Here is a 22,485-nt window from a genome sequence, read left to right as displayed (position 1 = left end):
TTTGTTAAAAACCTAGGCTAAAATGATTCAACTCAAAGGAAGAACAAGGTACATACTCCTCATTCTCGGCGGATTATTTTTAATCTTCCTCATCTGGTATTTCAGCGCAATAGTTACTTACATTTTAATTTCTGTGGTCCTTTCGTTTTTAGGCAGGCCGCTTGTTCGCTGGATTAGTTTAGTCAGATACAAAAACCACAAAATGCCCAAAGGGGTATCGGCACTCATTGCACTCATTGCACTCTGGGTGGTTTTCTTTTCATTTTTCCGGTTCATTATTCCCTTGTTGATGAAAGAGCTTGAAACTTTTTCGAAAATTGATTTTGAAGCCGTTTTACAATCGATTGAAGAACCACTGACAAGGGTTATGAAATTTTCGGGAAACGCCCCACTAGTTGTTGATGACCGGACTTTTCTCGATGTGCTGGCCGAGCAACTCGGGGCACAAATAGACTTCTCGAGGCTGCCCAATATTTTTGCCATTATTGCCGGAACGATTGGTGAGCTGTTCATAGGCATTTTTTCCGTTTCGTTCATTACCTTTTTCTTTCTGAAAGAAAAGGATATGTTCCGCGACGGCATTTTGCTTATTGTCCCCTCCGAGCTGGAAGAAAAAGTGGCGCATATCCTCAACTCCATTTCTTACTTATTGCGGCGTTATTTTGTAGGATTAATACTGGAAGTATTCATGGTGATGCTACTCGATACCGTTGGCCTTTCACTGGTGGGGCTTGATTTTAACCATGCCGTGATTATCGGACTTTTTTGCGGACTTTTCAACGTTATTCCATATCTCGGCCCCTGGATGGGTGCCGCACTGGGCTTGCTCATTGGTGCCGCCCTGAATATAAATGCAGATTTTATGAGCTACACACTTCCTCTGCTTGCGTTAATGACCGCAGTATTTCTTTCGGTACAGATTATCGATAATATTTTGTTTCAGCCGCTCATTTATTCCAGCAGCGTTAAGGCACACCCGCTCGAGATTTTCCTGGTAATATTAGCGGCAGGCAGCATGGCCGGAATTGTCGGCATGTTTCTGGCCATTCCCACATACACCATAATTCGCGTGGTGGCAAAAGAATTTTTTGAAAATATGAAACTGGTACGCAAACTAACTGAAAATCTGGAACAATAAACAAATGTTATAGAACCGATATCAATTAACTTCTCTGTTTTTTTATTTATATTTAAAACCTTTAAACTTTTATGTTGTTAATTTTTTGAAGAAAAAAATCAGGCCATTGATTTTAAAACTAAACTGAGCAGAATGAGCACTATTTACTACTTGAAAAAAAGTTGGGTAAAATTACCGTTCAAAATTTTTATATTTTCTTTCCTTATCTCTTTTCTGGTTTCTCCTTTTGCCTATTCAGAAACCGGTGGTTCTGTAATCGACGGTGGTTTCTCTGATGATGAAGTAAAAAGGGGAAAACGTTTTTTCATGGGGCTCCTTCCATTCGAAAGGGAACATGAATCCTGCGTATCGTGCCATTACCTCACCACTCCCGATACCATGAACTGGAATCCCTCGGCCATGGACATTGCCCTGAAATATGCCCAACTGGATTCGGCAGCTTTCAGAAATAGTGTAATGGCCCCAACAGGTGCCGTAATGTCAGCTTCTCACCAAAATTTCGATATCGGTGACGAAGACCTTCAAATGGTAAAAGTCTATCTCGATCATTTGGCAGTGAATGGTCCCGCCCCCGAAAAACCGAGCATCAACCGGTTGATTATATTTTTATTATTGGGAATTGTACTTACCTGGGCACTGCTCGATTTGATAATCTTCAAGAAAGTAAAACTCAAATTTATTCCCATACTGATTTTCATAGGTGCATTTGGCTACCAGCTGGTAATGATTTACGAAGAAACGGTAAAACTTGGAAGAAGCCAGGACTACCAGCCCGACCAGCCCATAAAATTTTCGCACCAGGTACACGTTACAGAAAACCAAATCGACTGCATGTACTGCCACCACACGGCTACCGAATCGAAAACAGCCAATATCCCTTCCACCAACCTTTGCATGAACTGCCATATTGTGGTCAGGGAAGGATCGCGTTCAGGACGCTTTGAAATAGATAAACTGGTGCAGGCACATGAGGAAGAACGTTCCATTGAATGGGTTCGAATCCACCAACTGCCCGACCATGTTTTCTTTTCGCATGCCCAGCATGTGGGTGCCGGCAAGCTCGATTGCGCCCAGTGCCACGGAGAGGTGGAACAAATGCATATTGTAAGGCAGGAAGCTGATCTTTCAATGGGTTGGTGCCTCGACTGCCACCGCGAAACCAACGTCGATTTCCTTGGAAACGATTACTACAAAACATACGAAAAATTTCATAAAGAGATAAAGGCCGGAATCCGTGATTCGGTAACGGCTGCCGACATTGGCGCCAACGATTGTGCCAAATGTCACTACTAAATAAAAACGTTAATTCTGTCACGGTTCAAAATACAATCTGATGAGTGAAGAAAACAAATACTGGCATATCCTGGAAGAATTTGAGCCAATTAAGGATGAGCGGCTTCCCAAAGGCCGAGAGGAAGTAACCTCACCAACATCGCGAAGAAATTTTCTAAAAGTACTGGGACTGGGAACCGCATCAGCAGCATTTATTGCATCGTGCAAACGCCCTGCTGAAAAGGCCATTCCTTATTTTATAAAACCTGAAGAAATTACACCGGGGAAAGCCGCCTACTATGCATCGTCATATTTTAACCAAAACGAGTTTTGCAATGTGCTGGTCAAAGTTCGCGATAACCGGCCCATAAAGCTGGAACCCAACCCAAAATCGGTAGTAACACCCCAAGGAACCAGCGGACGCGTGCAGGCTTCGGTGCTCGACGTTTATAATGTCAACCGCTACCAGCACCCGCAAAAAAGCGGGGAATCCATCGATTGGGAAACTGCCGACGGTGAAATTGTTTCGCAACTGCGGCAACTCGCAAATGAAGGACAACCGGTTATCCTGTTAACACCGACCATCATCAGCCCGACAACAAAAAAACTGATTGGCGATTTCGCAGAAACTTTTGGCGCCGAATGGCAGCAATACGATGCCATTCCCATGGACGGTTTCCGCGAAGCCAACCAAAGGACTTTCGGTGTAAATGCATTACCCGAATACCGTTTCGATAAAGCCGACTGCATTGTTTCTGTCGGTTGTGATTTTCTCGGAACCTGGCTCTCGCCGGTGGAATTTTCGGGGCAATATGCCAAACGACGCGATTTATTCAACGGCGACGGAAACCTGAACAAACACTACCAGATTGAAGCGGGTATGTCGCTTACAGGTTCCAATGCCGACGTGCGAATCCGGGCCGAACGTTCCGATTATGGTCGCATTCTGGCCTACCTGTATAACCAATTGGCCACGCAAAAAGGAGCACCTGCGATTGATGTTCCCACGCCGCCACAGGAAATTACAACAAAGCTCGATGAAGTTGTGGCCGATTTGGCAGCCAGCGAGGGAAAATCACTGGTGGTGTGCGGCGACAACAATCCCGATTACCAGGTGATTGTAAATGGAATTAACCAGCTACTCGGAAACATTGAAAACACCATTCAATTTGAACGGACATACAACCATTTCCGGGGGTCTGAAAAAAGCCTGGAAACACTGGTGAACTCCAATCCGGGAGCAGTAATTATCTGGGATGTGAACCCGGTTTACAACCATCCCAAATCAGAAAAAATAAAAGCAGCAATAGAAAAAGCACCGCTGTCGGTTGCCATCAGTGCTTTACCCGATGAAACAACCGAATTGTGCCAGTATGTCCTACCATCGCCAGGTTACCTGGAATGCTGGGACGATGCAGAATATAAAACTGGTGTTGTTTCGATTTTACAGCCTACGTTGCATAAACTTTTCGATGCCCGACAAGCACAGGAATCGCTACTGGCCTGGATGGGCGACGAATCCAGCTGGCTTGACACCATCAAAAACAACTGGGCTTCCACTTATTTCCCGCAGCAAAACGAACAATCCGACACGGAACGCTTTTGGGTGGAAACCCTGAAAAAAGGAGAACTGGTGCTTGAAACAACTCCTGAAAGTATCACATTTAACCCAGATGAAATTGGGAATTCACTCAATACAATTAATACTGAAAACCAGGTAGAAGGATTTACCATAGAACTTGTTGAAAACGTCAATATTGGAACCGGTCACGGGCCGCTGAATCCCTGGTTGCAGGAAGTTCCCGACCCGGTAACACGTATTGCCTGGGACAATTACGCATCCATTTCCCCCGCTGTTGCAAGGCAGGAAGACATTAAAAACGGCGATGTTATTCAACTCGGAAACCTCACCATCCCAGCTTTTGTGCAACCCGGCCAGGCAGATAAAACCATCAGCATTGCCGTGGGTTACGGACGCGTGAATGGAATTCCGGAAAAACTGATAACCGGCGTAAATGCTTATCCGTTGGCAAAAGTCGAAAACGGATCCAGGCAGTTTGCCGTTCCCGGTTTCACCATTACCAAAACCGGAGATTTCGAACAAATGGCTTTGGTGCAGGGGCATCAATCAATGGAAGGCCGCCCCATTGTTCGTGAATCTACCTACGACAAATGGAAAGAAGATCCCGCCTCAGGAAACGAAATGCATGAAGAGATCAAACACCACCACACCACTTTATACAAGAAACATGAGTACAAAGGCCACAAATGGGGAATGGCCATTGATCTGAACAAGTGCACGGGATGCAGTGCCTGTGTGCTGGCCTGTAACACCGAAAATAATATTCCTGTTGTTGGCAAAAAAGAGGTCAGGCGGGCGCATGAGATGCAATGGATTAGAATAGACCGCTATTACAATGGCGATGTGGAAAACCCGGAAGTGGCACGGCAACCCGTGATGTGCCAGCACTGCGACAATGCGCCTTGCGAAAATGTTTGTCCGGTGGCAGCCACCAACCATTCCAGCGAGGGGCTGAACCAGATGGCCTACAACCGTTGCATTGGTACGCGCTACTGCAACAATAACTGCCCGTATAAAGTGCGCCGTTTCAACTGGATGGACTATACCGGGGCGGATGCTATTCCAAATAACCGGTACGACCCCGCGAATTTGACAATGGATTTGAGTAGAATGCGCCACAACCCTGATGTAACCGTCAGGGCCAAAGGTGTTATCGAGAAATGCTCATTCTGCGTTCAGCGCATTCAGGAAAAGAAGCTTACGGCAAAAAATGAAGGTCGCCAGTTGGAGGACGGAGAATTGCAACCGGCATGCCAGCAGGCTTGTCCGTCGGATGCCATCGTCTTTGGCGATATGAACGATCCCAACAGCAAGGTGTCAAAAATGATGAAAGACCCGAGAAACTACCACTTGCTGGAAGAATTGCACACCTTACCAAGTGTGGGGTATTTAACTAAAATCAGAAATAAAAGCTAAACTAACCACAATATTATGCAAGTATCACAGGTAAGAGAGCCGCTGATAAACGGTGAAAAAAGCTACGAAAATATTACCTCCGATGTGATGGCCCCTGTCCGGGCCAAACCGGGCAAGCTATGGTTTTTGGGCTTTGGCATTTCTGCACTGGTTATGCTGGCCGGGTTTGCCGCCATTGCTTATACAGTATGGTTTGGAATTGGAACCTGGGGGGTAAACCGCACCATCGGCTGGGGGTGGAGTATTACCAACTTTGTGTGGTGGGTAGGTATCGGCCATGCCGGTACATTTATATCGGCTATCCTATTGCTGTTCAGGCAAAAATGGCGTACCAGCATCAACCGCGCTGCCGAAGCCATGACGCTGTTTGCCGTGATGTGCGCCGGACTCTTCCCGCTTATCCACATGGGGCGTTTGCCACTGGCTTTCTTTATATTTCCATATCCCAACACCCGTGAATTGTGGGTGAACTTTAATTCCCCGCTTCTGTGGGACGTGTTTGCCATTACCACTTACCTGCTTGTTTCGCTGCTTTTCTGGTACATGGGTTTGATACCCGATTTAGGCACAATTCGCGACCGGATGAAAACCCTCTGGAAGAAAAAAGCATATAACTTTTTAAGTTTTGGCTGGAAAGGATCGGCACGCCACTGGCAGCGTCACGAATCGATGAGCCTTGTTCTGGCCGGATTGGCTGCTCCGCTGGTTTTGTCGGTACATACCATTGTGAGTTTCGACTTTGCCACCTCGGTAATTCCCGGCTGGCACACCACTATTTTTCCGCCCTACTTCGTTTCAGGGGCTGTATTTTCCGGTTTTGCCATGGTGCTCACACTAATGATTGTAACCCGGCGGGCACTCAACCTTCAGGAGTACATCACCGTAGGGCACGTGGAATCGATGAACAAAGTGATTATTGCCACCGGTTCCATTGTGGGAATCGCCTACATTACCGAACTTTTTATGGCCTGGTACAGCGGCGTGGAATACGAACGGTACGCGTTTATAAACCGGGCAATGGGCCCGTATGCCTGGGCTTACTGGATAATGATGACCTGTAATGTGATTTCCCCGCAATTGCTCTGGATAAAAAAACTGCGCCGGAACCTGACATTCACTTTTATTCTTTCCATTTTCATCAATATTGGAATGTGGTTCGAGCGCTTTGTTATTGTAGTCACTTCGCTTCACCGCGATTACCTGCCTTCAAGCTGGTCGATGTATAAACCTACCTGGGTTGAAGTTGCCATTTTCCTGGGAACATTCGGGCTGTTCTTTACCCTTTTCTTCCTTTTTATCAGGATTTTCCCTGTAATTGCACTGGCCGAGGTGAAATCGGTAGCCAAGTCATCGGCCCGGAAGTTTATTCGCAAGTCGTCAAAAAAATCAAAACCTGAAAACGAGTAGTTATGAAAAATATAATCTACGGACATTTTACCGATGATCATGATTTGCTGGAAGCGGTAAAAGCACTTCAGGAGAAAGGCATTCACATAGCTGATGTGCGGACACCTTTCCCCGTTCATGGTTTGGATACGGTGCTGAAACTGCGGCGCTCGCATTTACCCAAAGTTGCATTTATTGCCGGTGTAATTGGCGCTGTTCTCATGTTCTCATTTCAATACTGGGTATTTACCGAAGGATGGCCGCTTAACTTTGGCGGCAAACCTTACAGCTCCATACTTTCGTTTATTCCCGCAACCTTTGAAATAACTGTACTGTTTGCTGCCTTTGCCATGGGAATTGCTTTTTTGCTTCGCTCCAACCTGGGGCCCGGCTCCATTCCTGATATTCTGGACGAAGAAGTGACCAATGATCATTTTCAAATTATTCTTTCAGAAAAAGACAATACGCTATCAGAAACTGAACTTGCAGAGGCCCTGGAAGCAACAGGAGCGCTCGATGTGAAACAAGTTAACACAAAAAAATGATGGAAAAACAAAATATACCTGAACCGGTTCCATTCAAATTTGGAAAAAAACTGAAAACGTATCTCGGAATTGCGGCAGGAATCGGACTGCTCGCCCTTCTAATTGCCGTTTTTGTGCAACAATTGCCATCAGAACGTATTTGGGCCAATTTATGGATGAATGCCCTGATGTTTTTATTTCTGGGCCTGGGGGCGCTCTTCTTTTGGACAGTGAATACGTTGGGTGAGTCCACCTGGCAAATCAATTTCCAGCGTGTTATGGAATCCATGGGCCTTACCATACCGTTTGCCGCTATTTTCTTTGTACTGGCCTTTCCCGGGCTGAAAGACCTTTTTGAATGGACACATACCGAACACCTCGATCGCATTCTCCAGGAAAAAACGCCATACCTGAACATGCCATTCTGGATGGTACGGTTTGCTGTGTATTTTATTTTGTGGAGCTTTTTTGCCTGGTATCTGCGAAAAATTTCAGTGAAAAATGATTTTGAACCTCACGATAAATATCTTGGCAGGTTGCGCGCCACCTCGGGCTGGTTTATTGTTTTCTTTGCCATCAGCAGTTCAACTGCTGCATGGGACTGGCTCATGTCAATCGATGCCCACTGGTTCAGCACGCTTTACGGTTGGTATATTTTTTCAGGAATGTTTGTGGCGGCCATTGCGGTTATCATTTTGATTACTATCGCATTTAAAAAATTCAATATCCTTCCCAATGTGAACAAGGAGCACCTGCACGATTTGGGCAAATACCTGTTCGGGTTCAGTATCTTCTGGGCTTATTTGTGGCTCAGCCAGTACCTGCTCATTTGGTACAGCAACATTCCCGAAGAAACGGTGTATTACGTGGAAAGGGTCAACAATTATAAAACCCTTTTTTACATGAACCTGATTATAAATTTCGTGGTCCCGTTTTTTGCGCTGATGACAAGAGGCTCGAAAAGGCAGCCACTTTACCTGGCCATTGTTTCGCTGGTAGTGCTGCTGGGTCATTACCTCGATTTGTACCTCGCCATAATGCCGGGCGCAGTGGGACACGAAAATGCATCCATCGGGTTGCTGGAAATTGGCCTGCCGTTTTTCTACCTCGCCGTTTTTCTGACCCTGTTTTTTATCTCTTTTGGAAAAGCGAAACCTGTACCTGAAAATCATCCTTATGCAATTGAAAGTTCGAGCTATGAAAATATTTAATTCTAAAAAATGGATGGGCGTTGTTGTTGCGATGACATTTTTAATGTCATGTGACGAGGACCGCAATGAACCGGGGTGGAGTTATTTTAACGACATGGAGCACTCGCAGGCTTATGAAACCTGGAGCGAAAATCCGAACATGCCCGAGGGGAAAACAATGACGGGCCCCGTGGAAGGCACAGTGGCCACGCATGAATATGCCTTTAATTTTGAAAAAACGCCCGAAGATGAACTCAAAGCCGCCACGCTGGCGAACCCGCTGGCCGATGATTTTGATATGGATAGGGCCAAACAAAAATACGACCAGTACTGCCTTATGTGCCACGGCGAAAACGGCGACGGACAGGGTCACCTTTTCACCAGCAAGAAGTATCCTATTCCACCATCAAACTACCACGACGAACGCGCGATGAATAAAACCGACGGACAATTATTCCACAACATCCGCGCAGGATTTGGTGTGATGGGCGCACACGGACCGCAGCTTTCGGTGGAAGATACCTGGCAGCTGGTGAATTATATCCGGCATTTGCAGGAAGAGGGAGTGCCGGAATCCGAGACCCCGGAGCCGGAAGAAGAAAGTGAAAGTGCGGAATAGAATATCTTTACTTTATCACATCATTTTTAGGATAACGCTGTTTTGCCGGAATAACACCACGAACTCCTCCTTCAGGTATTTCAACATCGCCTGAGTAGCGGGGAATCAAATGAATATGAACGTGGTCAATCGTTTGTCCGGCCACTCGGTTAACATTTATTCCCACATTAAACCCATCTGGGTTAAACTTCGCAGTAATTATTTCTTTGACTTTATTTAATACAAACCAACAGGCAGACTGCTCCTTAAACGAAAGTTGAAAATAATCGGAGCAGTGTTTTTTGGGAATGATTAAGGCATGTCCGTTATTCACCGGAAATTTATCGTAAATGGCATAAGCCGTTGCGGATTCAAGAATCAATTCTCTATCCGAATCAGGATTGCAAAACGGACAGGTTACATTTTTTCTTTTTATTTGATTAAAATGCCTGTATTCATAAATTTCAACATTTTCATTTCTGAAAATCGATTTGTAACCAAGTTTAACAATACACTGATAAGTTGGCTTCTGGTGAATTTTGTGTGTTCTGAATCCTTCATATTTAATATCTCTCCTAACTGCAAAATAGGCTTTCCCAGTTGGTTTCAAAAGCCTCGAAATTTCAATCAAAACATTGGTTTGTTCTTCAGGAAGCAAAACATTTAAAACATAAAAACACAAAATTGTGTCAAACTTCCCAACCGGATATTCAGGAAAATAATGCTTGTCGAAACCAGTGATTTCAATTTCTTTTGATTTTAATACCTCAACATCTTTCCCAAGTCCACAGCCAAAATCAAGTACTCTGCCTTTAATTTTGTTTTGGTTTAATAAAATTCTGGCAGGGTAGCTAAGCTTGTCGCGTTCTTTGGCTGTCAGATGATTATATGGGTTCGTATTTTTCATTCCATAAATTCAAATCCGTTGTTAGAAGCAATGGTAATTAATGGCTGAAAAGCTTCCTTAAATCTTACCTCAGTAAAGCTGTTTTCAATATCTGGTAATATAACAAGATAATCCTGTAGAAATATATTTCGGGGGTCTTTCTTATTAATAATCTCAACAGCAGTTTTCTGTATTTCAAAAAATGGCACAAAGTACCGTTCAAGCGAAGGAAGTTTATTGCTTTTGGTACTGTTAAATGATGGATCTGCAGGCAACAGATTCCAGATTAAATTGTGCGAAACGAAGCTGTGCGGAATAAAATGTTCAACCTCATAATTTTCAGAAGTAAGGTCTTTTCCTGTATAAATACATTTTATTGTGCCTAATTCTTGAAAGACGATATTCCAGTAATTATTTCTTTGTTTTGAAAGTTGTCTGTTTGAAGGTGGTTTGATTAATTTATTGGGAATATCCGGAACACTGGGGTTTCTGGCCTGCAAGAACAATGATAAATTCCAGTAACAGAAATCTTTCAAAATTTTTGAATTGGTAATTAGATAATCCTTCCATTTCTCATTGATTTCAATGTAATCTTCATGCAATGCATACAAACACTTATTATTGAATGATTGCGACGCGGCATAAATATATTTTTCATTCTTTCCAATAAACCAGGGACTTAAAAATCGGTGAGGTACATATTTGTTAAAATGCCAGAGCAATTTTTTCGTTTGAGGATTTTGAGAGTTAATAATTTGGCTGTAAACAAACTGCTGAGGTTTATCAACAGGAATATTTTCCATTTCCTTTATCAAACGAGTGTTCGCTTGAATTAAATCCTGCTTGCCAAATGACACGTTAAAATAATTAACCGTGTACCAGGCGGTTGAAATCATTCGGGCAAAAATATTTATTTTGAGAATTTTTACATTTCCATACTCTAATTCCTGCAAAACAGATAATAACCAATAAAATTTGTAGGTTGCTGAAGTACTATTAAAACAAGCTGCCAGCTTTTCGATTGGTAATTCTTTAGAAATTGGTAGGTTCATTTTTATTTGGCTTACATTCAGATTATTCAAACTCTATTCTTCCAAAATTATCAATTTTATTTTTATGACTGATTTTCTTTTCAGTAAAAAAACATTGCAAACAGAAATTGCTGAATAATTTCAGTACTAATAAACCGTCGGCGTCGCTCCGAGCGACACCGACGGTGAATAGAACGTTATCGGATGAGTTCTGGGTAAAAGTACATCAGTTGAAAGTAATCAACCTTCGTCAATCAACGCTCATCCGATGACTAAAAACACAACTAAACTCCAATGCATAGGATAGATTTGGTTCTTTCAGATTGATAAACCAAAATAATTGAGCAGGTGAACTTAAAGCCACCAGCTCAGATTCTTAAAAATAAATCTTACAATTATGCAGCGGGGAAATTCCCGGTTGACAAACCGTTTCAATCTATTCGGGATGAAGGCATGATTGAGCCGAATTTTTTATGGAGGATTAAAAAAAAGCATGTAATTTCACCGTTCGATTTTATACCCATTTAAAAAATTCAGAATGGAATTATTCAGCGCGAACAATGTTACCAAAGTTTTTGCCGATACCCGGGCACTTACCGATGTGAGCATTTCAGTAAACGAACAAAGTATATTTGGCTTGCTGGGACCCAACGGGGCGGGAAAAACCACTCTCATCAGAATAATCAACCAGATTACAGCTCCCGACACCGGCGAGGTTCGTTTGCAGGGAAGGCGCATGCGGACATCCGACGTGGCGCATATTGGCTACCTTCCCGAGGAACGCGGCCTCTACCCAAAAATGAAAATTGGCGAACAGGCCATTTACCTGGCGCAGCTGAAAGGACTCAGCCGGAAAGAGGCCGTGGCCAACCTGAAAAAATGGTTTGAGAAGTTTGAAATCATGGACTGGTGGAACAAAAAGATTGAAGAGCTCTCGAAAGGAATGCAACAAAAAGTGCAGTTTATTACCACTGTGGTGCACGAGCCAAAGCTGCTTATTTTCGACGAACCTTTCAGCGGTTTCGACCCCATAAATGCCAATCTGCTAAAAAGGGAAATCCTGCAATTGCGCGACGAAGGGGCAACTATCATTTTCTCTACCCACAACATGGGATCGGTGGAAGAACTTTGCGACCACATCGCACTCATTAACAAATCAATAAAAATTGTGGACGGCCCAACCCATGAAATTCGCGAAAAATACAAATCGAACATTTTTGAAGTGAAATACAAAGGCGATTTCAAAAAAGTGGACCAAACGCTGGGGTTCCAGGTCAAAATTCTGGAACACACCGAAAATGAAAAAGCCAACCGGATACGCATTCAGCATTTAAACGGCGGAACCAGCAACGAGTTGTTGCAGGCGTTAATTCCGGTTGCCGAAATTGTGGCTTTCGAAGAAATAATTCCAAGCATGAATGATGTTTTCATTAAAGCAGTTGAGGAAGACAAATAATAAACCAAAAAAAAATGAACAAAACAATTCTGATACTAAAACAAGAATATTTCAAACGGGTTAAGAAAAAATCGTTTATTATACTCACACTGCTGGTGCCGTTACTTTTTGTGGGGATGTTTGCCCTCATCATCCTGTTATCGGTAAACAACGATAAACAGGAACGCACCATTGCTGTTTTCGACGAATCGGCCCTTTTCCTCGGAGAACTGGAACAGGATGAGTACACCAAATTTCATTTTATTCCGAAAGAAGAATATTCGGAACTGAAATCGGATCTGAAAAACAGCGAGTTTTATGCATTGTTGTATATTCCTGAAAATATTTATTCGGCCGGAACAGCGCAACTTATTTCTGCAAAGCAGGTGCCCATTGAACTGACCGAAAAAATTCAACGCCGGCTGAGCCAGTTCATCGAAAAAGACAAACGTCAGAAAGTTATTGACGAAGCAGGCATCCCCGATTTGGACGATCGCCTGGCAGCAACCCAAACTTCGGTAAAATTAAATACCCTGAAAATATCGGAAACCGGCGAGGCCACACAAAGTTCTTCTGAAGTGGCATTCATTGCCAGTTACGCCATGGGATTCATCATCTACTTCTTTGTTTTCATGTACGGTTCCATGGTTATGCGCAGCGTAATGGAAGAAAAGAAAAACCGCATTGTGGAAGTGATTATTTCGTCGGTGAAACCGTTTCAGCTGATGGCCGGGAAAATAATAGGCACCGCACTGGTTGGCCTCACCCAGGTAGCCATTTGGGTTGTAGTTGGAATGATTGTTTTAACCGCCATGCAAAGCTTTTTTACGCCCGAAAGTGCTCAGCAAATGGGACAAAGCCTGATGGAAAGCCGGCAATCGATGGGCCCGGCCATGAATCAGGATGCTGCCCAAAGCCAGGTTACCGCAGCACTCGAGATGGTTGGCAACCTGAACCTCGGCCTGATACTTTTTACTTTTGTTTTCTATTTCCTGGCCGGTTACCTCATGTACAGTTCACTGCTGGGAGCTGTTGGTGCAGCTGTTGATAACGACGAAGATTCGCAGCAAATGGTACTTCCCATCACCTTCCCGCTTATTATTTCCATCATGCTGCTATTCCCCATTGCACGCAATCCGGAGGGACCGGTGGCGTTCTGGGGCTCAATGATACCGTTTACTTCGCCGGTGGCCATGCTGGCCCGCATCCCCTACGGAATACCAACCTGGGAGCTGCTGCTCTCCATGTTTTTGCTACTACTGGCTACGCTGGGTGCAATTTGGGTAGCTGCAAAAATTTACAAAACCGGCTTGCTGATGTACGGCAAAAAGGTAAATATCAAAGAGTTAATAAAGTGGCTGCGTTACAAAAGCTGAAAGGACAATTCAGGAAGTCCGGCATCTGCTATTTTCTTGTTACTTTTACACGCAAAAACCAAATCGGAGATGGTTAAAAACAAAAAGGTAATCGTTGTTCTTCCTGCATATAACGCCTCAAAAACGCTGGAAAAAACCTACAACGAAATTGATTTTTCGATAGTGGACGATGTCATTCTTGTGGATGACCTGAGCAACGACAACACCATTGAGGTCGGGAAAAAACTGGGCATTAAACACATTGTGGAGCACAAACAAAACAAAGGCTACGGAGGCAACCAGAAATCGTGCTACAACAAAGCGCTCGAGCTGGGTGCCGACATTGTGATTATGCTCCATCCCGATTACCAGTACACGCCAAAGCTGATTCCTGCAATGACAAATTTGCTGGCCAGCGGATTGTATCACGTGGTGTTGGGCTCCCGGATTCTGGGAAAAGGCGCACTGAAAGGCGGCATGCCGCTGATAAAATACATTGCCAACCGCGGGCTTACTTTTATTCAAAACATTCTGATGAATGCCAAACTTTCGGAGTACCACACCGGCTACCGGGCATTTACCCGCGAAGTTTTGGAAGCTGTTAATTACAATGCCAACTCCGACAACTTTGTGTTCGATAACCAGATGCTGGCGCAAATATGCTACGCCGGCTACGAAATTGCCGAAATTACCTGTCCCACCAAATATTTCGACGACGCCTCGAGCATCAGCCTGAAAAGCAGTAGCATATACGGCATTGGAGTATTGAGAACTTCGGTGCAGTTCAGGTTGCAGAAGTGGGGAATTGCAAAATACAACTATCTGAAATACAACAAATAATCCTGATTAATTGGGTTGTTGATTTTCCGGTTTTATATTACGGATATCATACACAGAAACATTCTCAAATTCGCCAATTTTGTTTTTAATAAATGGTTGCAAAACTTCAGAAGACAAAATGGTTGAGTCATTTACAATCAGATATTTTGCTCCCTGTTCAATCCGCCTGTAAAAAGTTTCCTTCTTTGAAAAATCGCTGCCAAAAGTTGTATAACCTTTTCTGTTCATATAATACAAAGTTGAATTGATGGAAGTGTCAGGCAACGAAATGACTTTATCATCCTTACTTATTCCCAACCTTTTAAACAAGGGTTCAAGTTCCAGCAGCGCTTTGTGGTATTTTGTGAACGGTGCATTCATCCAGCCCCGGTAACGAATTTGCAAATGATCCCGGCAGGTTATCACATTCCAAACAAAAAACAACGTAAAAAATCCGTAAACTGCATATTTCACGTATCGGTTCAAATTAAATGTTCTGAACTGAACGATGAAAATTGTCCAGATAGCTACAAGCACAACTACAAGGTTAATCAGGTAATAATCGTGGTAATCGAGAATTTGAAACCAGAACAGCACCTGCATAATAAATCCGGCCGGCAAAATAAGGATAAAATAGCGGTAAACCGGTTTCATTTTCTTGATGGTAATCAGCAAAAACAACCAGATACCAACTGTTAAATATTGAGTAACAGGCCAAAACAACTGCTTGAAATAAATTTTTCGTTGAACGTCAATTACTCTTAAAAAATTCTCCTCGGTAATATTCCATATTGGCCATATCCCATGTACCGAGAAATGACCCTTGTGGACCGAATTGTAATAATCGGCATAAAAATACCAGGCAATAACAGGTAAGAGGAAAAGTATAAATGGCAAAAAATGCTTTATCTTAAAATTAAATATGCGCTGCTGATTTTGCTGAAAGATTAACTCGAAAACAACCCATCCGCCAAGTGCAATAAACGAAATGGCTGAAGTCACTTTTAACAGCATCGCAAGGCAGAAAAACAAAGCAGACCACCAAAGATTGTGCTGCCGTCGTTTTCTTGTAAAGCGAATCACGAAATACCAGGCAATAAATACCAGCGAAAGAGCCGGCACATCGGGTAAAAAGTTGGGCCCGTAAAAAACAATCATGGGCGAAGTAAACACAAGTAAACTGACAAAAATTGCCCAAAAATAATTCTTAAACAGGTATTTTAATGTGGAGAATAAAGCCAGCATCCCCGTAAAAAAAATAAGAATTTGAACCAGTTTAAATACCCATTCATGATTTCCGAAAAAATCCCAAAGCTGGGCAACCAAATAATATATGATCGGGAATTCCCCCACGGCTTTACCGGAAGTTCCGCCGTTTCCAAACTGGTTATGCATTTCTGGTTGCAGAAATGGAAGGTCGTGCTGATAATAATTTTGAGTTAACGAAAGACAATTTGTTTGCCGCCAAACATGAACAGACTGAGGTGGATAAAACATTGATTCATGCAATCCGTAGTAAAAAAACATAGCCACAAAAACCAACAGAAACAGAAGATTCCCGAACCATTTTGATTTAAAAATATTTGTTTTCATAAAAACATTTTGATTTAGCTATAATTTTGCAGTTGAAAAAGAAACCAACTGAAAATAAAAAATTGTTTATGAGAGTGAAAGGCTGAACTGTACATTCCCAAAAATTTGGTTCAAATATAAATATTAAAGAGATTATCCACACATTTTTTTAGATTCGAAAACGGGAAGAAAAAATTAGCATTTTTGATTGATTAAACACAAGTGCTGATTGCAGTTTCAGGTTTCTGCTAAAAAATAGTAATTTTACTCCTTTAAAATCATCATAAAAAAGATTTCCTTTAAAATCAGGAAAGACCAGTGAAACGAACAATTGAAAATTCTGAACAAAAACTCTGAATGTATAAACAAAAAAAAATAGGCCTTGTAATACCGGCTTTTAATGAAGAAGAGAACATACAAGACGTTCTGATCCGCATTCCGGAGTATATCGACAAGTTGGTGGTGGTGGATGACGGTTCGGCTGACGACACTGCAGAAATTGCCGCAAAAAACGGGGCAACTGTCATCAACCATAAAAAAAATCGGGGTGTGGGGGCCACCTTCAATACAGGTGTAAAATACATGCTCACGGCCGGTATCGACATCATGGTAAACATGGATGCCGACGGGCAGTTTAACCCCGAAGATATATCGAAACTGCTGGACCCGATTGTGGAAAACAAAGCCGATTTTGTAACGGCGTCGCGGTTTAAAGACAAAGATTTGGTGCCGGCGATGTCGCCCGTAAAATTATGGGGGAACCGGCAAATGTCGCGGTTTGTGGGGTGGCTCACCGGCGAAAAATTCCATGATGTTTCCTGCGGATTCCGGGCCTACTCCTCCGAAACACTTCACCGGATGAACCTTTTCGGAACTTTCACCTACACCCAGGAAACATTTATTGACCTGGTTTTCAAAGATATGATTATCATGGAAGTTCCGGTAAAAGTGCTGGGGAAACGAAGCAAAGGAAAATCGCGCGTGGCCTCCAACCTGTTTAAATACGCGTTCCAAACCCTGAAAATTATTTTGCGCACTTTCCGCGATTACAAACCCTTTAAATTGTTTGGTTTTGTTTCGCTATTTTTTGCACTGGCAGGTTTGGTATTTTTAATCGTGCTGTTCTACTTCAAATTCACCACGGGTTCTTTTACACCGTATAAATGGAGCGGACTGGCAGCGGGAGTGCTGTTCCTCTCCTCGTTTATCTTTTTGCTTTTGGGATTCATTCTCGACATGTTTGCCCGGATGCGCCACAACCAGGAAGAAATTTTATTTCAGTTAAAGAATCAGAATGGAAGACATTAAAAAAATTCCAGTCACCTTTATATTGTCCACCGGGCGGACAGGCACCCAGTTTTTTGCCAAATACCTCACGCAAACCTGCAACAATGTACTTTGTTTACACGAGCCACACCCCACCCGCCGGTTTAAATGGTACTCCAACTATTACCTTACCCACCGGCTTTCATCTCAATTTGTGGCCGGCGAATTTTTAAAAACCCGCCGGAAAATTTTAACAAACTTCAGCGGAAAAGAATATGTAGAATCGAGTAACATGATTTTTGGCTGCATGAAACCCATTGCTTCCGAAATGGAAACAGTGAAGGTAATCCATATCATCCGGCACCCATTAACGTACATTAAATCGCATCTGAATAAAGGATTTTGGAACGGGATTAAAGGATTTACTGCACGCAACATTCCGGGGTGGGTTGAATTTGTAGATAAAGACATCCGCAAAAGCAACGATCCGGTAATGATTTTGGCGGCCCGCTGGATGTATGTAAACCGGGTAATTGAAGATTATCAAAACGATTTTGCATATCTCAACTTCCGGTTCGAGGATCTGTTTGTAAAGCCGGGTGAAAAATCATTGCAGTCGCTCAACCAAATCCGGAATTTTGTGGGTTGTGAAAATATGGAAGATGAAGAAAATTTGCATTGGCTGGCCAAACCTTCGAATCAGTCGAAGACAAACATTGCCGAAAAATGGCCGGTTCAGCAAAAACATTTGGACTATTTAAAACAAGAAGGAAATGATTTGCTGGTGAAATACCAGTACGATTTGTAGAATATGAAAAAGTGGACTAAATATTTCGTTTACATTTCGGTGCTGTTCCTGATTTATGCGTTGTGGAAGGCGGATTACCTGATTGTTCCTGAAATTAACAACTATTTACTCATGGCAGGTTCCGTCGTTTTTTTAATCGCCGGCTACCTGACCAAAAGTTGGGTGTGGACACAAACCCTGAAATTTAAAAACCTGCCGGTGACGTTTCACGGTGGGGTAACATCGGTTGGGCTGGCCGAACTGGGAAAATACATCCCCGGAAAACTCTGGATAATATTGGGCCGCGCCGGCTACATTTCCGAAAACTATTCCTGGAAACTGAAAGACACTTCGTACGTTTCGTTTTACACTCAAATACTTACCATCTGGACCGGCCTGCTCATTGGCGCCGCCGGATTTTTGTTTATTCCGATACCCGCAAAATGGGCCATCGTTTTTATTGCAGGTTTTGCGTTACTCACCCTGATATTATTTGTGCCCTCACTGCAGGACTACTTATTGAAAATCAGCAATAAACTCTTTAAAAAAAACATTGAGTTGCCGGTCATCCGGGTTGGAGAACTCATTCGACTATTGCCCTTTTTTCTGTTCGACTGGCTTATCCGGATTACCGGTTTTGCGTTGCTGCTTGGTGCCTTGTCGCCCGATTTTTTGCAACTGCTTTACCTGCCCGGATATCCGCTGTCGGTTACACTTGGGATTCTGGCCGTATTCTCGCCGGGCGGTCTTGGGATTCGTGAAGGTGTGCTGGTATTCTGGTTGCATCAGGGAGGTTTGCCTATTGAAACGGCAACCACCATTTCATTGGTCACCCGGTTGTGGATGTTATTTGGAGAAATCGCTATATTCGTTCTGGCATTGATTCTAAAAAGAATTTCAACAAAAACCGACAATGCAAAAAATTAAAAACAGCTTTTCACGAATAGTTATCTGGTTCATTTTGGCCGCGGTGATGCTGGTAAATTTCAGTCATCATAAATGGCAAAGCGGAACCGTAATCGAGCACGATGTAAAGGCCTACTACTCCTACCTGCCGGCCGCAATAATATACAACGATCTCACCTTGAAATTTCTGGACGATGATCCGCAGATTTTTGATGAAATGTGGCCGGTGACACTTCCGAACGGTAATAAAATGATTGTTACTTCCTACGGAATGTCGCTGTTGTACTCGCCTTTTTTCTTGCTGGCTCATGGTTACAGTCTGCTCGACAATAATTTTGAAGCGGATGGATATTCTCTTCCCTACAGTATGGCGCTTAACTTCAGTGCGGCGTTTTATCTTCTGTTGGGATTATTTTTCTTACGAAAGCTGCTTAAACGCTATTTTAAAGAATGGATTGTGGCACTCGTTTTACTGGCAGTTGCGGCAGGTACCAACCTGGCTTATTATGCTACTTATGAAGCGGCCATGACGCATTGTTACAATTTTGCACTGATTACTGTTTTTACCTGGCTGGTAATCAAATGGTACGAATCGCCATCACGAAAAAATGCCATAGCAGTTGGGGCATTATTCGGACTGATTGCATTGGTGCGACCTTCCAACATCCTGGTATTTTTTATTTTACTCCTTTGGGACGTGAAATCCTGGAGCGATTTTACCGCCCGGCTTTGGTTTTACATTAAACGATTCGACTTTGTGCTGATTATGATTATCCTTTTCTTTCTGGTTTGGACACCGCAGTTTTTTTACTGGAAAACAATAACCGGACAATGGATATTTTACTCCTACAGCACCAAGGATGCCTCCTTTTTCTGGGGAAATCCCCAAATAATCGATATTCTTTTTAGCTATAAAAAAGGATGGTTTGTCTATACGCCAATCATGCTCATTGCTTTTTTGGGGATTTTCCTGTTGCGTAAAAGAATGAAAGAAGCATTTTGGCCCATACTGATTTTTACAATTCTAAACATTTATGTCCAGTCGAGCTGGTGGAGCTGGTGGTTTGGCGGCGCATTCGGCCTCCGGGCGTTTATCGATTCCTACGGAATTATGGCACTACCGCTGGCAATGGTTTTGGATGCAGCTTCACAAAAAAAATTCCTGAAATATGCAGCCCCGGCTGTTTTGATCGTACTTATTTGGTACAACACTTTTCAAATGAGGCAGTACACCAAAGGAGCCATTCATTTTTGGTGGAATAACAAAGAGGCTTATTGGGAAAACTTCCTTCGGCTTCACCCTACCAGCGAATATTGGGATATGGTACGAGTTCCGGATTATTATTTGGCAAGAAAAGGAATCTATGAAGCGGTAACACCAGTTGAAAAAAGAAGGCGCGACTTATGGAGAGGCTACCGTGACAACTACATCAACACGCTTAAACAAAATCCGCAGGTAATTGACAGCCTGAAATTATTTACCACAGGAGTGGAAAAAACAATGGATGAAGCCCTGAAAGAACTGGCTTCGAAACGTATTGGAATTGAACTTCAGCAAAAAGAGGAAGAGATCAAAAACAGAATTACCAGCGACAAGGAGTGGAATAAGTTTGTGAACAAACTGGCATTGAAAAATGAAATTCCTTATGATTCTGCTTTAAATATTGAGTTCAAAAGAATCATAAACACCTTATACCTTAAGTAGTTTTTAATGAAAGATATAAGTATAAAAAATAGGATTGTCTGATATCACTAATCTTTTCACAGGCATTTTTTAATTTCAAATATGCGAATAAAATGATAAGGCCGTTTGAGAGTGTACCTACAAATAAAATATATAAATCTGCAATTGTCCTGTTGATTTTTTTGCCTGTATTGTTTATTAATGTCCGAAGTAGTCATAACTGGGGTGGAGATTTTGCTCAATATATAAACCAGGCAAAATGTATAAGTGAAGGACGAAGCCAAACTGAAACCGGGTATATCTTTAATGAACAAAATCCTTACCTGGGACCACCTACATACCCCATTGGATTTCCACTTATATTAGCCCCACTTTATTATTTCTTTGGCAACAATATATTAGTTTTCTCATTTTTAATTTCAATTTTCCTGTTGGCTTTATCATTTGTCCTTGTTAAAATTTTCAACTTATACTTTAGTTATTTAATCTCAGTTTTAATGGCAGTAGCTTTCATTTATAATCCATGGCTATTGCGGTTTAAATCTTCGATTGTATCTGATATACCTTTTGCGTTTTTCTTTTTGTTGGGTATATATTTCTATCTGAAAAAATTTAATTCAGAAAAAACAAAAATCAGGTTTTCAATTTTACTAGGGTTATTAATTTGCATTTCGATGCTAATTAAGAGCATAGGTGCTTTAATCATTTGTGGAATTCTCTTTGAAAAAATAGTGTCCTCATTAAAAAACAGGAATTTTAAATTTGTCCGTTTTCATGATCCTCTTATAATTTTGGGATCCATACTATTTTTTTATATCCTCTCAAACTACATTATGTTTCCCACTGATACTGAGCACTATTCTTTTTTTTCAACTTTATTTAATTTGGACAATATTGCTGGAGCTATCAAATCAAATTATAGTTACTATTTTGTTTTAATAAAAGATTATTTCTCAGATGACGTTATAATAAGTTCAATTACCATCACTTTGTTTCTGTTAGGGTTTATCAAAAAAATAATAAACAAACCAGATGTGGCAGATTACATTTTTATTGCCTATTTAATAATCATATTCGGTTTTCCAGCTGTTCAGGGTTTCAGGTATTTATTTCCGGTGTATCCAATCATTCTGATTTATATTGCATTTGGTTTTAAGTCGATTAAATTAAATTATCCAAGCAAAAGAAATGTTTTTTTGACTATGGCTCTGTCAGTATTATTGATTTTAAATTATTACAATGGTATATCATCAGTAATTAAATCTCAAAAAAAGACTCTTGCCGGACCACAAACAAGTTATTCAATTGAGACATTTCATTACATACAAAAAAACACAGATGAAAATTCAATATTCGCATTTATAAAACCAAGAGTATTAGCCTTATACACAGAAAGACAATCTATTGGTATTGGCATAGGGAAAAGCATGGAAGAAATTGACAGAAAATTTTCAGAGGTTGGAGTTGATTATATATTGACAGTTGAGGATAAAAAAAGCAAACAGTTTGAGAACTACCTTGAACACTACACCAATAAATTAGAACTAATATGGGAAAACGATAGGTTTAAAATTTTCAAAAGAATAAATTGATTTTACTTATAAGCTTATCAAATACTATCCAATTTTTTTACATAAC

General features: G+C 41.9%; 18 protein-coding genes. 15 read left to right on the top strand and 3 right to left on the bottom strand.

Annotated features, from left to right (window positions below; genetic code table 11):
• The first annotated feature begins 22 nt into the window (after nucleotides 1-22).
• From BUC07_RS02300 to BUC07_RS02270, 7 genes are all read left to right on the top strand, one after another.
• A complete protein-coding gene (locus BUC07_RS02300) occupies nucleotides 23-1,138 on the top strand; it encodes an AI-2E family transporter (RefSeq protein WP_073164914.1) in 1,116 nt (371 codons plus the stop codon).
• A 132-nt stretch (nucleotides 1,139-1,270) separates the two neighbouring features.
• Nucleotides 1,271-2,431, top strand: coding sequence for a cytochrome c3 family protein (locus BUC07_RS02295; RefSeq protein WP_073164911.1), 1,161 nt, complete (start codon nucleotides 1,271-1,273; stop codon nucleotides 2,429-2,431).
• A 40-nt stretch (nucleotides 2,432-2,471) separates the two neighbouring features.
• Nucleotides 2,472-5,408 (top strand): 4Fe-4S dicluster domain-containing protein, encoded by a 2,937-nt coding sequence (locus BUC07_RS02290; RefSeq protein ID WP_073164909.1) that lies wholly within the window; start codon nucleotides 2,472-2,474, stop codon nucleotides 5,406-5,408.
• 15 nt (nucleotides 5,409-5,423) lie between these two features.
• On the top strand, nucleotides 5,424-6,815 hold the full coding sequence (nrfD, locus tag BUC07_RS02285) for an NrfD/PsrC family molybdoenzyme membrane anchor subunit (protein WP_073164906.1): 1,392 nt from the start codon (nucleotides 5,424-5,426) through the stop codon (nucleotides 6,813-6,815).
• Between the two features lie 2 nt (nucleotides 6,816-6,817).
• Nucleotides 6,818-7,339: a DUF3341 domain-containing protein gene (locus BUC07_RS02280; RefSeq protein WP_073164903.1), complete on the top strand. Its 522-nt coding sequence runs from the start codon at nucleotides 6,818-6,820 to the stop codon at nucleotides 7,337-7,339.
• The gene (locus BUC07_RS02275) at nucleotides 7,336-8,529 is read left to right on the top strand and encodes a hypothetical protein (protein WP_073164901.1); all 1,194 of its coding nucleotides are present in this window, start codon (nucleotides 7,336-7,338) and stop codon (nucleotides 8,527-8,529) included. Before BUC07_RS02280 ends, BUC07_RS02275 begins: the two co-directional genes overlap by 4 nt.
• Complete coding sequence (locus BUC07_RS02270; protein ID WP_073164898.1) at nucleotides 8,516-9,127, top strand: c-type cytochrome; 612 nt, start codon at nucleotides 8,516-8,518, stop codon at nucleotides 9,125-9,127. The genes BUC07_RS02275 and BUC07_RS02270 overlap by 14 nt, the downstream gene beginning before the upstream one ends.
• A gap of 7 nt (nucleotides 9,128-9,134) precedes the next feature.
• Here the strand turns inward: BUC07_RS02270 and BUC07_RS02265 are convergent, their stop codons facing one another.
• Together BUC07_RS02265 and BUC07_RS02260 are read right to left on the bottom strand one after the other, a co-directional pair.
• Nucleotides 9,135-10,013: an HIT domain-containing protein gene (locus tag BUC07_RS02265; protein WP_073164895.1), complete on the bottom strand. Its 879-nt coding sequence runs from the start codon at nucleotides 10,011-10,013 to the stop codon at nucleotides 9,135-9,137.
• The gene (locus tag BUC07_RS02260) at nucleotides 10,010-11,044 is read right to left on the bottom strand and encodes an HNH endonuclease domain-containing protein (protein ID WP_073164893.1); all 1,035 of its coding nucleotides are present in this window, start codon (nucleotides 11,042-11,044) and stop codon (nucleotides 10,010-10,012) included. Before BUC07_RS02260 ends, BUC07_RS02265 begins: the two co-directional genes overlap by 4 nt.
• A gap of 517 nt (nucleotides 11,045-11,561) precedes the next feature.
• Between BUC07_RS02260 and BUC07_RS02250 the strand changes: the two genes are divergently transcribed.
• From BUC07_RS02250 to BUC07_RS02240, 3 genes are all read left to right on the top strand, one after another.
• Nucleotides 11,562-12,479, top strand: coding sequence for an ABC transporter ATP-binding protein (locus BUC07_RS02250; RefSeq protein WP_073164887.1), 918 nt, complete (start codon nucleotides 11,562-11,564; stop codon nucleotides 12,477-12,479).
• Nucleotides 12,480-12,493: 14 nt separating this feature from the next.
• On the top strand, nucleotides 12,494-13,834 hold the full coding sequence (locus tag BUC07_RS02245) for an ABC transporter permease (RefSeq protein ID WP_073164885.1): 1,341 nt from the start codon (nucleotides 12,494-12,496) through the stop codon (nucleotides 13,832-13,834).
• 69 nt (nucleotides 13,835-13,903) lie between these two features.
• Nucleotides 13,904-14,653 carry a glycosyltransferase family 2 protein gene (locus tag BUC07_RS02240; RefSeq protein ID WP_073164882.1) on the top strand — a complete coding sequence of 250 codons (750 nt, stop codon included), beginning with the start codon at nucleotides 13,904-13,906 and terminating at the stop codon, nucleotides 14,651-14,653.
• A gap of 6 nt (nucleotides 14,654-14,659) precedes the next feature.
• On the opposite strand, the gene BUC07_RS02235 is transcribed toward BUC07_RS02240, so the two are convergent.
• On the bottom strand, nucleotides 14,660-16,225 hold the full coding sequence (locus tag BUC07_RS02235; RefSeq protein ID WP_073164879.1) for an ArnT family glycosyltransferase: 1,566 nt from the start codon (nucleotides 16,223-16,225) through the stop codon (nucleotides 14,660-14,662).
• 336 nt (nucleotides 16,226-16,561) lie between these two features.
• Between BUC07_RS02235 and BUC07_RS02230 the strand changes: the two genes are divergently transcribed.
• The 5 genes from BUC07_RS02230 (at nucleotide 16,562) to BUC07_RS02210 (ending at nucleotide 22,439) form a co-directional block, all read left to right on the top strand.
• Nucleotides 16,562-17,512: a glycosyltransferase family 2 protein gene (locus BUC07_RS02230; RefSeq protein WP_073164876.1), complete on the top strand. Its 951-nt coding sequence runs from the start codon at nucleotides 16,562-16,564 to the stop codon at nucleotides 17,510-17,512.
• Nucleotides 17,499-18,278 (top strand): hypothetical protein, encoded by a 780-nt coding sequence (locus tag BUC07_RS02225; RefSeq protein WP_073164873.1) that lies wholly within the window; start codon nucleotides 17,499-17,501, stop codon nucleotides 18,276-18,278. Before BUC07_RS02230 ends, BUC07_RS02225 begins: the two co-directional genes overlap by 14 nt.
• A 3-nt stretch (nucleotides 18,279-18,281) precedes the next feature.
• Nucleotides 18,282-19,184 (top strand): lysylphosphatidylglycerol synthase domain-containing protein, encoded by a 903-nt coding sequence (locus BUC07_RS02220; protein ID WP_073164871.1) that lies wholly within the window; start codon nucleotides 18,282-18,284, stop codon nucleotides 19,182-19,184.
• Nucleotides 19,171-20,868 (top strand): hypothetical protein, encoded by a 1,698-nt coding sequence (locus BUC07_RS02215; RefSeq protein WP_073164868.1) that lies wholly within the window; start codon nucleotides 19,171-19,173, stop codon nucleotides 20,866-20,868. The genes BUC07_RS02220 and BUC07_RS02215 overlap by 14 nt, the downstream gene beginning before the upstream one ends.
• 92 nt (nucleotides 20,869-20,960) lie before the next feature.
• Nucleotides 20,961-22,439: an ArnT family glycosyltransferase gene (locus tag BUC07_RS02210; RefSeq protein ID WP_073164865.1), complete on the top strand. Its 1,479-nt coding sequence runs from the start codon at nucleotides 20,961-20,963 to the stop codon at nucleotides 22,437-22,439.
• Nucleotides 22,440-22,485: the final 46 nt, after the last annotated feature.

This window comes from Tangfeifania diversioriginum (genome assembly GCF_900141875.1).
GTDB lineage: Bacteria > Bacteroidota > Bacteroidia > Bacteroidales > Prolixibacteraceae > Tangfeifania > Tangfeifania diversioriginum.
The sequence above is the reverse complement of the archived record's forward strand: the minus strand, read 5'-3'. Positions and strand labels throughout refer to the sequence as shown.